The organism is Akkermansiaceae bacterium (assembly GCA_024233115.1).
GTDB lineage: Bacteria > Verrucomicrobiota > Verrucomicrobiia > Verrucomicrobiales > Akkermansiaceae > Oceaniferula.
In genome coordinates, this window is record JACKQB010000005.1 from 1 (window position 1) to 13,801 (window position 13,801).

Consider the following 13,801-nt stretch of genomic DNA (forward strand, 5'->3'; position numbering starts at 1 on the left):
AGCTAATAATAATATGCGCTTGCGCTAGAATACCATGGTGTTACAATGAACTCATGATTACCGAGGAACTAAAATCTGATGTGAGACGTTTATCTCCCGAAGATCGACGTGAACTCTCGTTGTACATGGTTAAGCTGCAGCTTGAGGGTGATCAGGATTATCTGAATACTATACGGGATCGCACGGAATCTTATCATTCCCGCGAGCATGTAGCAGTTGGCGAGCTCTAGTAGGCATGATCTACAGAGTTCTCATCGACATTGATTGCCTCGATGCGTTACCTAAATCTGGTAAGCGACGGGATGAGGTTTTGTCATTCTGCTCGGATTTGGCGGATCTATTATACGACGCCACAGATTTTCAGATTAAGGAGCCTGAGACATCAAGGGTTGTTGAGGTATCTGTAAGGCATGGTTTCGTAATCACTTGGTGGGTTGATGCTCCTGTTAAGAGGGTGGTCATTATCGATATCCGTCCACACAAAAAATTGAGCTAACAAGTCGCTGCACCCGACCGCTAACCGCACTCGACTTCCGCTCGGTTACACGCGAAAGACCGTTTTAGATACATCACGTTTGACCCGGCGGCGGTTGAGCTATACGTTCGGCAATAATAAGAATTATGAATGCGAAAAACATCTTATCTCTACTGGTCGGTGTATTGTTGGGCAGCGGTATGACTTATTTTGCGGTTAAATCAACTGATCGAGAGAATAAGGTTGCCTCTACTTCGGCCGTGGACAGACGAGCATCTGATCACGATCTAACGGTGAGTTCTTCAGAAGATCCTTTTGGCGATGGCAATTCTGAACCGTCGAGCGATGCTGATGACGATGATCCCTTTTCTGCCCGAACCGCTCATGGATATGGACTAATGAATATGAAGGATCTGTCTGAGAGAGCTCTTACTATTTCGTTTTGGTATCATGACCAAGGAACGGTGGTAGAGAATCTAGAACTTCATACAGGTCACAAGTTTAACAAGAAGGTGGGTAAGATATACGCGAGCCCTATAGAGATACTCGAAGAACAGTTGGCCTTTATGAAGAAGTTTGCAGCTGAATCGGATCGAATAGAGAAAGCAAGAGTTAAGCAAGAATAGTGGCCGAACAAGTCGCTGCATCCCCTATGAGGGTTGGCCAGTGAAAAGTGTATTTGTGGGGATAATTTTTTGAGTGATGTTACATGATGTTTGAAGGAAGAAAGTCAGTCATGGTCGCCGGGAGCCGAGAATGGGCCGGTGACGAGTTCGTCGGAGGCGACCAGAGATCATGACTGACTTTCTGGTTTTGTCCGTTAAACGGCGGGCCTGCGCAGGCGTTAGTCGGTGGCCTTTCCCTGCATGTTGTGGATCGCTCTGTGGATCCTTCTCCTATCCGTACGTCACTTGATTCGTTTTGAACCAGAGGTAAGTACAATGGACCTGTTTCGGTCCGCAGGGAAAGCGGGGGGAGTGACCACTCTAACCGTCGTGTCGCTCTTTGGGCGAGCAGACCAGATGCAGCTCCGATCGACTCCCCGCCACTTTCAAATTTTGCCATTGCGCAGCGTGTGGAACGAAATTGTTATATTCTATAATTTGTTAGTATCTTAAGCTGGGTTGTTATTTGGCTGTTGGTTCAGCGGGGATGAGCCCGAGGTTCTCAAGAGTGGTTTGACCGGTGTTGAGTCTCCAGAGGTCGACCATGAGCATGCGCGCACAGGCAACGACGGCCTTTTTTCGAACGGCGGCACTGATCTTGACGCCTTGGCCAAAGACGTAGGGGAACTTTTTGAACCCACGCCAATCCGGGTTCCAGATGTGAAGCCGCCAGACGGCTTCGACGAGCTGTTTGCGAATCCGTTTGTTGCCCCTCCGGTCGATACATCCGAAACGCTGGTTGGGCCCGGAGCTGTTCTCGCCTGGGCATAGCCCCGTGAAACTTGAAACCTGTTTCCGGTTTTTGAAGCGGTGCCAGTCGCCGATTTCGTTTTCAATGACGGCAAAGCTGAACTCTCCCAGGCCTTTGGCTTGTTGTTGTGCACTGCGGTTTTCCCTGGCTGTTTCATTCAGTTCGTAAATGCGTTTGTGCAGCGTCTGGATACATTGTTGGACCGGTTCGATCATCGTCAGCAGCCACGGGTTGTATTGTTCGAGGTCGGCTTTGAGCTTGATCCATTTGCGTGCTCCCCACCATCCTTCCGGGACATTGTAGAATCCGTGTTCGTGCATCAGGCTGCGCCCGTTGCCTGAGAGCATGTTGCGGTTTTTCTGGAGCTGCTGGTGTTGGCGGGAGACGGCGCGTTGCTCGCGCTGGGGGTCGGTTAGATCGCGCACGACCTTGAAGCGTTTCTTGTTGCCATTGTATTGGAAGTCCCAGAGTTCCTGGGCGAGGTTGTTGGCGTCGGACCTGTCGGTCTTGCGTTTGCCGTCGAGTTTCTTGGGGGCGACGATGATGGAGTGGACACCAAGTTCGAGTAATTCCCTGTGCAGGTAGGGACCGAAGCCGCAGGCTTCCTGGATAGAGTGTACGGTGTGGCCGAGGGTGATGAGTTCCCCGGCGAGCTTGATGAACAGCTGGCGGGTGAATTTACCGAGGTAGCGAGGAGAGCCGCCGTTGATCATGACGGAGAGGGCGACGCCCTTGAGTTCGACATCAATGCCGAAGTGGAAGAGAAGCGGACGGGTTCCATTTTTCTTGAGTTCTTTGGCGATGGAAGGAAACTGCTTGAGCGGACGGGTGTTGATTACGTATGTTTTCATTGCGAGAAAAGTTTGTACTAATGAGCGCCTGTCCGCGCTCTTGAAAACACTCATAGTCTCTGACCGCTAACCGCGCTCGACTTCCGCTCGGTTACACGCGAAAGACCGTTTGAGATTTATCACGTTTGACCCGACGGCGGTTGAGCTTTACGTTCGGCAATAATAAAAGAATGGAAGATCTATCATCTATCCTAGGTTGTCCGCAATGCACATTTAACCGATATATGCCGTCGTGGTATCTATTTGTTTTTCTGAGGTTTGCGGCTATCGCGTTAGTGACATACAAGCGCCTAGATATTGTTCGCCTCCTGTTTATATTTTTGGCGTTCGAGGTGGCATATTTCTTCGTATGGCGCATGTCCGTTGTTGATGGCTATGCAGAGATTCATGATTTCCTGCCTCGATATGTGTGGGCACCATATGCAGCTTCAATATACGAATCTAGTTTGTTATACATGATTGTGATATTTGGTGTATCACGCATCAAATTTTTTAGAGGCCGTCACACAGAGTTATTTGTGAGATGGAGAGTGCTGTTTATACTTCCGCTGTTTGTTCTCATAGCGTTGTTACATGCTATGGTTGCATCGTCTACACCGAGTCACTAACCTATTGCGAGAATAGTGGCCGAACAAGGCGCTTCATCCGACCGTTAACCGTCCGACAGTTTGCGACGGGCGGCTTGCTTATGATCATTTCTCGTTTCTGACATTTACACACCGGCGGTTGAGCTCTACGTTCGATAATAATAATTCGGATTCTACGCATTCAGGATCTCCGGTGGGACATACAAGGGTTTTCGTCGTGATGTTCGGCACCCGATTTGGCGAGTTCAGTATCGCTGACTCACATCACCACGGGATCGGTGATGACGTGAAGTGACATTTGATAATTTCCTCGATGGAACGCGCAAGGGTTTAGCCTGGCTGCTCTCCGGGAAGATCCTTCGTTCCTCAGGAACATCCCTGCGATTGCCAGGCGGAACGAAAGAGGATGTTTGGTAGATCACGATTCATGGCCGCGCAACGCTGATGGACACATCCAATGGTTCTGGATCTTCGTTACCCACGGCAGTTTAAAGGCGCATTGATCTGTGTAGATCGAACAAGGCGATGCATCCGACCCCTTGTAGCCCCCGACTTCATGATGTCTGGCGAGAGCGATCTTGCGTTAATGATTATTGATCGTTGTCACACGGGCGGTTGATCTTTACGTTCGGTCAATAATAAGACCCTTTGATCGTATCGTTCGCGTTGATGAATGGTGAAGGAATTTTTGGTTGATCGAGTTTTCTGGCGTTGGACAGATGCTGCGGAATGGAGCGGAATGGTTGAACAAGCTACACCCTACTGAGAAGTGCCTGATGGCTTGGCGATTCATTCCGTAATTTTCATCACCGAACTTGGCACCATCCTATTTTGACATTTCACGCGTTACCGCATATCCTTTGCTCATGGCTAGTCCGGTCGGAGTTAATGGTCATGGATCGTCTATCGCTTTGGTCGTTGTTAGAGAAAAACTTACCGAACAAGACGGTGCATCCGACCGTTAACCGTTCGTAGTCGAGAGACGTTTTACAGTTGAAACCATTCAATATTTTCGACCGTTGACCCACCGGCGGTTGACCTCTACGTTCGCCAATAATAATAATTGAGTCTCCGCGTTCATCATCCAGCTCAGTTGCTTTCCAGAGCCGGCTATCATCGATCGTTCGCGCACATGGATCAGGGTTGAGACGAGTTCATCTTGGTTCGTTTTCGGGCGTTCCCCTGACAGAGTGCTGGACTATTCCGAGTCGGCTTGGGTTGATTATTCAGAATCGCCGTCGAACAAGGCGCTTCATCCGACCGTTAACCGTCCCACAGTTTGCCACGAGTGAGAGGTATTGACCGTTTCAGGTTTGCGGCGGTTGACCCGGCGGCGGTTGAGCTCTACGTTCGGCAATAATAAGAAAGAGCTGCTAGATTATGCGTAATAGTGATTTAAATCGAAATGTTTGGTTGCTGTTTTTGATTGGCGTTCTCATCGTAGTGATACTGGTAATCCTCGTAGCTGGATTGCTTTTGACGTGGTTGATATCTGATGGAATAGACTCTAGGATGATAGCGAGTTTTGAGTCAGAGCCAGCCGAAGGATATGAGTATTGGGAGAATCAGTTTCGTTGGGAAGCTATTCGCAACTGCTCGATCCCTGCTCTTGCTGGATTGACTACAGTAGGGCTCTGTGTGTGGGGTATAAAAAGATCCTTGCGTGCAATGAGGTTCGATCCAGAGTAAGAAAAATTGTGGCCGAACAAGTCGCTGCATCCGACCGTTAACCGTTCTCGACGCCACGGAGTTTTAGAGCGAAAGACCATTTAAGATTTATCTGAGTTTGACCCGGCGGCGGTTGAGCTTTACGTTCGGCGATAATAATATGAAGACCCCGAGAATGAAGTTGCCCATAGCGATTGTGCTGGGTTTGGGATGTGGAGCGTTTTGCGTTTACTATGTAGCTGGCCTTTTCCGAGGAGAGACTCCGACCTTGGCGTTTGTAAGCGGTGCTCCATTTGGGTCAGGCACAGTATCAAGTTTTTCCTTTTTCCTTTTCTTTGCGGGCTTGGCGTATTTTTCAATCGCAGATTTGTGGGGACACATTAGAGATCGGTTGTCCAAGACTGATTCTGAGGAGGAAGATCATAACGGTGAGCCCGAAGACCTAACTCAATAAATGTGGCCGAACAAGGCGCTTCATCCGACCGTTAACCGTCCGTGAGTTTGCTGCGGGCGGCTTGCTTATGGCCATTTCTGGTTTCTGACATTTACACACCGGCGGTTGAGCTCTACGTTCGACAAGAATGACACGCATTGGATTTAGTCGTTCGTTTCGGTGGCATCGAAGAGACATTTGATTGATCACGATTGATTGTGTTAGAACCTCACTGCGTATATTCAATATTTCGATTTCTCAGAGGTGTTCTTTTCGGCATCGGCCTGATGGCAGAGCCGCTCAACCATGAATTTTGGCATCCTGTTTTCCTTCGCCCCTGATTTGATCGATTTTTGGCGTTGATTCAGCGCTATCGCGGACCTGCCAGAGACGGTCGGTGTGAATGATCGGATTGAGATTGATGGTGCTGGCCTTTGTTTGAAGAATTTTGGTCGAACAAGTCGCTGCATCCTCTATGAGGGTTGGCCAGTGAAAAGTGTATTTGTGGGGATAATTTTTTGAGTGATGTTACATGATGTTTGAAGGAAGAAAGTCAGTCATGGTCGCCGGGAGCCGAGAATGGGCCGGTGACGAGTTCGTCGGAGGCGACCAGAGATCATGACTGACTTTCTGGTTTTGTCCGTTAAACGGCGGGCCTGCGCAGGCGTTAGTCGGTGGCCTTTCCCTGCATGTTGTGGATCGCTCTGTGGATCCTTCTCCTATCCGTACGTCACTTGATTCGTTTTGAACCAGAGGTAAGTACAATGGACCTGTTTCGGTCCGCAGGGAAAGCGGGGGGAGTGACCACTCTAACCGTCGTGTCGCTCTTTGGGCGAGCAGACCAGATGCAGCTCCGATCGACTCCCCGCCACTTTCAAATTTTGCCATTGCGCAGCGTGTGGAACGAAATTGTTATATTCTATAATTTGTTAGTATCTTAAGCTGGGTTGTTATTTGGCTGTTGGTTCAGCGGGGATGAGCCCGAGGTTCTCAAGAGTGGTTTGACCGGTGTTGAGTCTCCAGAGGTCGACCATGAGCATGCGCGCACAGGCAACGACGGCCTTTTTTCGAACGGCGGCACTGATCTTGACGCCTTGGCCAAAGACGTAGGGGAACTTTTTGAACCCACGCCAATCCGGGTTCCAGATGTGAAGCCGCCAGACGGCTTCGACGAGCTGTTTGCGAATCCGTTTGTTGCCCCTCCGGTCGATACATCCGAAACGCTGGTTGGGCCCGGAGCTGTTCTCGCCGGGGCATAGCCCCGTGAAACTTGAAACCTGTTTCCGGTTTTTGAAGCGGTGCCAGTCGCCGATTTCGTTTTCAATGACGGCAAAGCTGAACTCTCCCAGGCCTTTGGCTTGTTGTTGCGCACTGCGGTTTTCCCTGGCTGTTTCATTCAGTTCGTAAATGCGTTTGTGCAGCGTCTGGATACATTGTTGGACCGGTTCGATCATCGTCAGCAGCCACGGGTTGTATTGTTCGAGGTCGGCTTTGAGCTTGATCCATTTGCGTGCTCCCCACCATCCTTCCGGGACATTGTAGAATCCGTGTTCGTGCATCAGGCTGCGCCCGTTGCCTGAGAGCATGTTGCGGTTTTTCTGGAGCTGCTGGTGTTGGCGGGAGACGGCGCGTTGCTCGCGCTGGGGGTCGGTTAGATCGCGCACGACCTTGAAGCGTTTCTTGTTGCCATTGTATTGGAAGTCCCAGAGTTCCTGGGCGAGGTTGTTGGCGTCGGACCTGTCGGTCTTGCGTTTGCCGTCGAGTTTCTTGGGGGCGACGATGATGGAGTGGACACCAAGTTCGAGTAATTCCCTGTGCAGGTAGGGACCGAAGCCGCAGGCTTCCTGGATAGAGTGTACGGTGTGGCCGAGGGTGATGAGTTCCCCGGCGAGCTTGATGAACAGCTGGCGGGTGAATTTACCGAGGTAGCGAGGAGAGCCGCCGTTGATCATGACGGAGAGGGCGACGCCCTTGAGTTCGACATCAATGCCGAAGTGGAAGAGAAGCGGACGGGTTCCATTTTTCTTGAGTTCTTTGGCGATGGAAGGAAACTGCTTGAGCGGACGGGTGTTGATTACGTATGTTTTCATTGCGAGAAAAGTTTGTACTAATGAGCACCTGTCCGCGCTCTTGAAAACACTCATAGTCTCTGACCGCTAACCGCGCTCGACTTCCGCTCGGGTTTACACGATAGAAAGATTTAATTTTGCTCAGCTGTTGCCCGGGCGGCGGTTGAGCTTTACGTTCGGCAAAAACAGGAATCATCGCAACAGCATTTTCAAACCATTTATGGCATGCTTATTGACATTAATATAAGCTACATCAAGATACATTGAACAAGCGATTCATCTCTTACATTAAATATCATGGGGATTATCATCATTACAGCCATCTTAATTCTATTACTCATCAACTATTCCAATGGAGGATGGGTTTACGACCTATTTTCAGGAAGTAATAATCATCAAGGTTATGACCAGCTTCCAGACGCAGGCCTTGAGGAAAAACTTAAATTTAAACATGATGCGGAGTACGTAATAAATCAAATGCCTGACAAGCACTGGGATGTTTTAAGTAGAAAAAGAAAGCAACTGCTCATCCCTGATGACTACGGATATATAGATAGATCTAAATGGATTAATGAACTTGAATCTTATGTGAATAACAACCTCGTACACAAAATATTTAAATCCTGGAGCGATGTAGATTTAGCCATTCTCAAAATGAATCTTGATATAATGGATTGCTTGATTTCATGCATGGATCCCATAGTGGAAGATCACAGTTATGAGAAGTTAGAGGCGCATTCTAGGCCAAGCGATCCCTACGAATATGAACATTACTGCGCATCATTGTTTGCTAATTCTGGGTGGACAGCCCGAGTTACGCAAGGTTCTGGTGACCAAGGGGCTGATTTAGTTCTAACCAAGGAGCACCGTGAAATTGTAGTCCAATGTAAGTTATATAACAGCCCTGTAGGTAATAAAGCTGTTCAGGAAGTTGTGGCCGCGCAAAAGTATTATGGAGCTTATAAGGGCATTGTGGTTACCAACGCAAGTTACACCCCTTCAGCAAAAAAATTGGCTGCGGCAAATGATGTGATTTTGCTCCATGACACAGAGGTTGTTACACTTAACAAGCTACTCTGAAATGGGTGTTCAATAACCGATTTTAAGAGGGTGAGATTGCACAGGTTCTCCAAAAATACGGCCGAACAAGGCGCTTCATCCGACCGTTACCCGTTCCCAGGCCAGAAACCATTTCACGGAATCAGCCACTGACAGCCTTCGACCTTGTCACACCGGCGGTTGAGCTCTACGTTAGCTAAGAAAGAATGCTGGACGCGATGGAACACGGTGCTACACTGGTCACATGAGTAAGGCTTCAGATATTTATACTCAGGTTCTCGATTTGCCCGAAGATCAGCGGGCATCGTTGGCCTGTGATATTTTGGACTCGTTGCCAGCCAGCTTGGTTGACGATGACGATGGTTTGGCAGAGGCCCGCCGTCGATCTAAGGAACTCGATGAGAACCCTGACATAGCCGTCAGCTGGGAGGATATTAAAGCGTCATTGGGTCGTTAAGATGCCAGAGCTTTCTCTACACCCTCTTGTCCAGCGTGACTTGCGCCAGATACTTGATCATTACTTCGTCGAAGGTGGTGAGAAGCTGGCCGATAAGTTTTTCGCAGAAGCCGAGCTTATGGTAGAGCGCATTCGGAATGATCCTGAGCACTTTCATTTTGTCGACGACCATCATCGCAGGGCGAACTTTAAGACTTTCCCTCATCATTTCATATTCGAGATTAAGCTCACCGGTCCACGTATAACTGTACTGAGGCATCATAAACGGCATCCCCGGTTCGGCATGCGAAGAATTTAAGCTAACAAGGCGGTGCTGACGACCGTTAACCGTCCTTAGTCCGAGTCCGTTTTACAGTTATGTGATTCACTTGGCCTACGACTGTTCTACACGCGGCGGCAGACCTCTACGTTCGCCAATAATAATAATTTTCTGAAGTTGGCGGTTCTCGATGCACCATGATGGAAGGTTTCGCTGATGATCGCAGGTTGCTTGATCCGTCTCTGGTGTCTTGAACGGCATCATCGTGCAGGGCACAGGTTCCGGCTGATGAGATTTTTCAGGTGTCACTTTTTGGGCGCAAGGGTGTGGTTCGTGCAAGGGTTTCGCAAGATACTGGCACATCGCGTCGATTCACTAAGCGCGGCTTCCTCCGGTGCCAGAAACTTGCTGTCGGCGGTTCTTGGCGGGGTTGCGAGAGAGCCAGCACGATGCGATCACGAGTCGGCACATCCTGACTATTCAGAATCCCCGTCGAACAAGGCGCTTCATCCGACCGTTAACCGTCCGAGAGTTTGTTGCGGGCGGCTTGTTTACGACCATTTCAGGTTTTAGACGGTTGACCCACCGGCGGTTGAGCTCTACGTTAGACAATAAATATAATGAAAGAGAAATTCGCGAATCAAGGTGTTTACACCTCAAAGGGTCAACTCTGCATCATGCTGGCCTATTTACTGAAAATGAAAGAGTTCCAACATGGCCCCGAACGTCAGGTTTGCATTGAATATATTACTAATAATAAGTGGCTAGATATACAGCAAGAGGATCGGTTGCCGTATCCTTCTGCTAGTGAACCTCGGTGGCATACAGCGTTGTCATGGGCTAGAGAGTGCTTAGCTGGCTGTAATTACATAGATAGATCTATTACCAATTCATGGAGACCAACGATTGATGGGATTAATGCAGCCGTCTACATTTCCAGAGATTTCCAGTCTGGATTTCACGATGTGACAAGATGTTACATGTGGAGCGAATCGTTCAAGAAACTAATGAATAGTGAGTATACTCCTTCGATTAAAGATGTGAATCGACCACCATATCTATATGAAGATTTCCTGCCCGATGATCGTAAATCTGTAAGAGGAGGTAAGGTTGATAAAGCACTTGATGCAATCGAGCAACGTAAAGCTGAACTAGTAGAGCGTGGGCTATATGATTCCGTGAAAGAAATGCTAGATTCATTTAAGAAAGACGTCTAACAAGGCGCTTCATCCGACCGTTAACCGTCCGAGAGTTTGCTGCGGGCGGCTTGCTTATGACCGTTTTTGGTTTGCGACAGTTGACCCGACGGCGGTTGAGCTCTACGTTCGACAATAATAAGAAACACATGAGCTGGGATATATCAGTATATGCATCATCGAAAGCCCCTCAACCTGTTGAGCAGATGCCAGATGATTGGACTGGTGATACTCTTGGGACGAATAGAGAGGTTAGGGCATTGATCTCGGGCTGTTTTCCTTCGGTCGATTGGAGTGACCCATTTTGGGGGATTTTGCGTACCGACGAATATTCACTGGAGTTTAATATGGGGCGATCTGCTCAAGTTGATAGCAGCGATGGATTTATGATTCATGTGAGAGGAGGAGGTGATGCTGTCGCCGCAATGTGTGCGCTATCGGTAGACACGGGTTGGTATTTGCTCGATTGCTCTCAGTCTGAATGGCTCCACCACTGTGACGATAAGGAAGTGGGTTGGAAGGGTTTTCAGCAGTATAGAGATCATGTCGCATCTAATCTATAGCCCTTCGAATAATGTGGTCGAACAAGGCGCTTCATCCGACCGTTAACCGTACGAGAGTTTGCGACGGGCGGCTTGCTGATGACCGTTTTTGGTTTGCGGCGGTTGACTCGGCGGCGGTTGAGCTCTACGTTCGGCCATAATAAGAATGCACGCATTGTGTTGCGTGTTGCCGCGTTGGTTAGATGAATGGGTTATTGGTTGATCATGGTCATCAGGTTCGATGCTGGATGTTCCCGCTGCCGCGCTCGCTCTACCTTGATCCATCGATGTCGGTTTATAGATTGAGGGTGGTTTGATCCATGTTGCCCATCGGTTTTCTCCGTGGTCGTTGCTCTGGCGTTTCTGGCTTCGGTCGACATGCCTGGCTTTCGCACGCTTGCAGAGACGGTCGGTGTGAATGATGGGGGACGTTTAAGGGAGCCGGGTGGTGTTTGAGAGGATGGTTGCCGAACAAGTCGCTTCATCCGACCGTTAACCGTCCTCGACTTCACACAGTTTTACAGCAATCATCCGTTCGAGGTTTGTCGCGTTTGACTCACCGGCGGTTGAGCTCTACGTTCGGCAATTATTATGAAGATTGCGACTTAGCATGTTTCGTTTCGGTCACATCGATTGGACATTTGGTGGATTGCGATTTTCGGTGATTGATCGGCACTGCCCGGTTTAGATTCTCGTTGATCGATCTGGATATTCTGCAGCCACCTGTCTGATGACTGAGTTGCTCAACCGCTAATTTTAGCATCGCGATATGCTTCGTTCCTGGTTTGATCTACATTACGTGTTGTGTATTTCGCGGCGTCATTGATTCACGCGGTGGTTTTCAGCCAGCAACCAACGGTCGGTGTTAATGTTGACTTTGACCCGTTTCAGGATGGACAGCTTGCCCCGATGAGGCCGAACAAGGCGCTTCATCCGACCGTTAACCGTTCTCGACGCGCGCAGTTTAAGAGCGAAAGACCATTTTGGGTTTCTGACATTTACACACCGGCGGTTGAGCTCTACGTTGATATGGCTGATGATTTGTCAAGTGGGTGTTCTTATATTTATCTAACATGGTTATGGTAGGGTTGCGATGCTGAGGGTGACGGCAGAATAGAAGCGGGGAACTTGCGGGCGTGGTGTGCATTTCGCGCAGACGTGGTATGCAATAATGCGCGAGCATTATGGACGCAGCGCAGCGAAGCCCGAAGGGTGAAGACAGGCAATGCCCTGCCTGTCTGAATCAAATATGCGAGGACTGGCCGTGCCCTCCGTAGTCTTGACGAAGGAGGGGGTTACCTCAGTTTTTTGTCTTCACCGGTGGCCTTTGACTCTCTCTCGAATCGAGCGCTCATCCCGCTTTCGCGAAACTAGCTCATAACGTCATCGAGTGCCGGCCTTGCGCCTGTTTGTTGATTGTCGCTGTTCCCCGCCTCTGTTCTGCCGTCGGGTTTGTTGATGGGTTTGTCTTTTTCTTTTTGGGTGTGGAGGTCTCGTCTCCTCCCTGGAGGCGGTCTTTGTTTTTTCAAACCGCCCCCCGCCCGGGATTGGGGCGGTTTTAAAAAATGAAGTCTGCCGGCGGTCTAATGGCTCTGCATGGTGGCTGCGGATGACCCGGGTATGGCAAGTCCGCACTTGTTTTGAAGTTCCCAGATGAAGGCCGCAAGCTCGCGGGCGACCGCCACCACGCATTTGGAGTCGCGCATTCCCCGTGCCCGCAGTGTGCGGTAACGTTTGCAGAGCCTGTTCTGCATACGCCACGAGAGCGCTTTGACTTCCTTGCACTGCCCAATTTGGCGCGTGGTGAGGGCTCCACTTATTTTGGGTGCCCGGCGGAAGTGCTGGGCACACTCCACCAGCATCCAGCGGACGTGGGCATTGCCGCATTTGGTGATGCCTCCCTGCCGCCGTTTTGACCCGCTGCTGTGTTCTCCCGGAACCAGGCCGAGGAAAGCCATCAACTTGCGCGGGTGTTCGAAGCGGCGCAGGTCGCCGAGTTCACTGACGACGGTCATGGCGGCCACTTCCTGGAAGCCTTTGAAAGCCATCAGTGCGCGCACCACGGGCTCCCATTCCCAGTCGGGGAGCAGTTGCTTGAGTTTGTCGGTGAGGCGCGTGACGCGCTCAATGCAGGTGTCGATGGCCTGCATGTATTCCTCCAACACAACCTTGTGGGCGTCGTTGGGCAGGGTGAGATCGCGCAGGTATCGCATGTGCGCGGGCGTCCATTTGCTTTTCCCGGAGTAGCTGAAACCGATTCGCAGAAGAAAGGAGTTGAGCCGCTGCTTGGCGCGGGCGAGGTCGTCGGAGGCGTCGGTGCGGGCGCGGCAGACGTCGCGCACGGCCTCGTCCAGGGCGGGCGGGATACGCACCGGAGTGATGTCGCCGTTGCGGAATGCCCTGGCGATGAGCTTGGCGTCGCGTTTGTCGGTCTTGATTTTCTCATTGGGTCTACGTTCGGTTTTGGAGGGTGCCATGACAGTGCAGTCGACCCCGAGCTGGATGAGCCTGCGGGCGAGAACGAAACCGGTCGGCCCGGCCTCGTAACAAACCTTGAGGTCCCGGAGTTTGACTCCGAACTGTTTGGCGAGTTTGCGTAGGACACGCTCAACCGCGAGGTTGCTGCCGCCGCATTCCCCGTAATAAACGGCTTCACTGCGGGAGCCGCTGAAAGTGTGGGCGATGGCGATTGTTTCCTTGTGGACATCGAGTCCGATGTAGTATGTTTTGTTCATGGTGTTATCGTTGTTTGCTTTTGTTAATGACGCTAACGCGCTTAATATGCGGCT

9 protein-coding genes are annotated in these 13,801 nt (G+C 50.2%); 5 read left to right on the plus strand and 4 right to left on the minus strand.

What is annotated here, in order from left to right:
• Positions 1-621 precede the first annotated feature (621 nt).
• Complete coding sequence (locus H7A51_13895) at positions 622-1,101, plus strand: hypothetical protein (GenBank protein MCP5537309.1); 480 nt, start codon at positions 622-624, stop codon at positions 1,099-1,101.
• A gap of 501 nt (positions 1,102-1,602) precedes the next feature.
• Here the strand turns inward: H7A51_13895 and H7A51_13900 are convergent.
• Both H7A51_13900 and H7A51_13905 read right to left on the minus strand, forming a co-directional pair.
• Positions 1,603-2,742 (minus strand): IS110 family transposase, encoded by a 1,140-nt coding sequence (locus H7A51_13900; GenBank protein MCP5537310.1) that lies wholly within the window; start codon positions 2,740-2,742, stop codon positions 1,603-1,605.
• Positions 2,743-6,380: 3,638 nt separating this feature from the next.
• Entirely contained in the window at positions 6,381-7,520 is a 1,140-nt protein-coding gene (locus tag H7A51_13905; protein MCP5537311.1) for an IS110 family transposase, read from the minus strand.
• Positions 7,521-7,796: 276 nt separating this feature from the next.
• Between H7A51_13905 and H7A51_13910 the strand changes: the two genes are divergently transcribed.
• Both H7A51_13910 and H7A51_13915 read left to right on the plus strand, forming a co-directional pair.
• Positions 7,797-8,579, plus strand: coding sequence for a restriction endonuclease (locus tag H7A51_13910; GenBank protein MCP5537312.1), 783 nt, complete (start codon positions 7,797-7,799; stop codon positions 8,577-8,579).
• A 223-nt stretch (positions 8,580-8,802) separates the two neighbouring features.
• Positions 8,803-9,015, plus strand: a complete 213-nt coding sequence (locus tag H7A51_13915; protein MCP5537313.1) for an addiction module protein — start codon at positions 8,803-8,805, stop codon at positions 9,013-9,015.
• 16 nt (positions 9,016-9,031) lie between these two features.
• Here H7A51_13915 and H7A51_13920 read toward each other — a convergent pair whose 3' ends face one another.
• Positions 9,032-9,190 carry a hypothetical protein gene (locus H7A51_13920; protein MCP5537314.1) on the minus strand — a complete coding sequence of 53 codons (159 nt, stop codon included), beginning with the start codon at positions 9,188-9,190 and terminating at the stop codon, positions 9,032-9,034.
• Between the two features lie 704 nt (positions 9,191-9,894).
• On the opposite strand from H7A51_13920, the gene H7A51_13925 reads away from it, so the two are divergent.
• Together H7A51_13925 and H7A51_13930 are read left to right on the plus strand one after the other, a co-directional pair.
• The gene (locus tag H7A51_13925; GenBank protein MCP5537315.1) at positions 9,895-10,491 is read left to right on the plus strand and encodes a hypothetical protein; all 597 of its coding nucleotides are present in this window, start codon (positions 9,895-9,897) and stop codon (positions 10,489-10,491) included.
• A 128-nt stretch (positions 10,492-10,619) separates the two neighbouring features.
• Complete coding sequence (locus H7A51_13930) at positions 10,620-11,033, plus strand: hypothetical protein (GenBank protein ID MCP5537316.1); 414 nt, start codon at positions 10,620-10,622, stop codon at positions 11,031-11,033.
• A gap of 1,562 nt (positions 11,034-12,595) precedes the next feature.
• Here the strand turns inward: H7A51_13930 and H7A51_13935 are convergent.
• A complete protein-coding gene (locus H7A51_13935; protein ID MCP5537317.1) occupies positions 12,596-13,747 on the minus strand; it encodes an IS110 family transposase in 1,152 nt (383 codons plus the stop codon).
• Positions 13,748-13,801: the final 54 nt, after the last annotated feature.

Excerpts from the sequence above, each read along its gene's own strand:
- H7A51_13895 (MCP5537309.1), top strand. The coding sequence starts at position 622 with ATGAATGCGAAAAACATCTTATCTCTACTGGTCGGTGTATTGTTGGGC.
- H7A51_13900 (MCP5537310.1), bottom strand. The coding sequence starts at position 2,742 with ATGAAAACATACGTAATCAACACCCGTCCGCTCAAGCAGTTTCCTTCC.
- H7A51_13905 (MCP5537311.1), bottom strand. The coding sequence starts at position 7,520 with ATGAAAACATACGTAATCAACACCCGTCCGCTCAAGCAGTTTCCTTCC.
- H7A51_13910 (MCP5537312.1), top strand. The coding sequence starts at position 7,797 with ATGGGGATTATCATCATTACAGCCATCTTAATTCTATTACTCATCAAC.
- H7A51_13915 (MCP5537313.1), top strand. The coding sequence starts at position 8,803 with ATGAGTAAGGCTTCAGATATTTATACTCAGGTTCTCGATTTGCCCGAA.
- H7A51_13920 (MCP5537314.1), bottom strand. The coding sequence starts at position 9,190 with ATGATGGTCGTCGACAAAATGAAAGTGCTCAGGATCATTCCGAATGCG.
- H7A51_13925 (MCP5537315.1), top strand. The coding sequence starts at position 9,895 with ATGAAAGAGAAATTCGCGAATCAAGGTGTTTACACCTCAAAGGGTCAA.
- H7A51_13930 (MCP5537316.1), top strand. The coding sequence starts at position 10,620 with ATGAGCTGGGATATATCAGTATATGCATCATCGAAAGCCCCTCAACCT.
- H7A51_13935 (MCP5537317.1), bottom strand. The coding sequence starts at position 13,747 with ATGAACAAAACATACTACATCGGACTCGATGTCCACAAGGAAACAATC.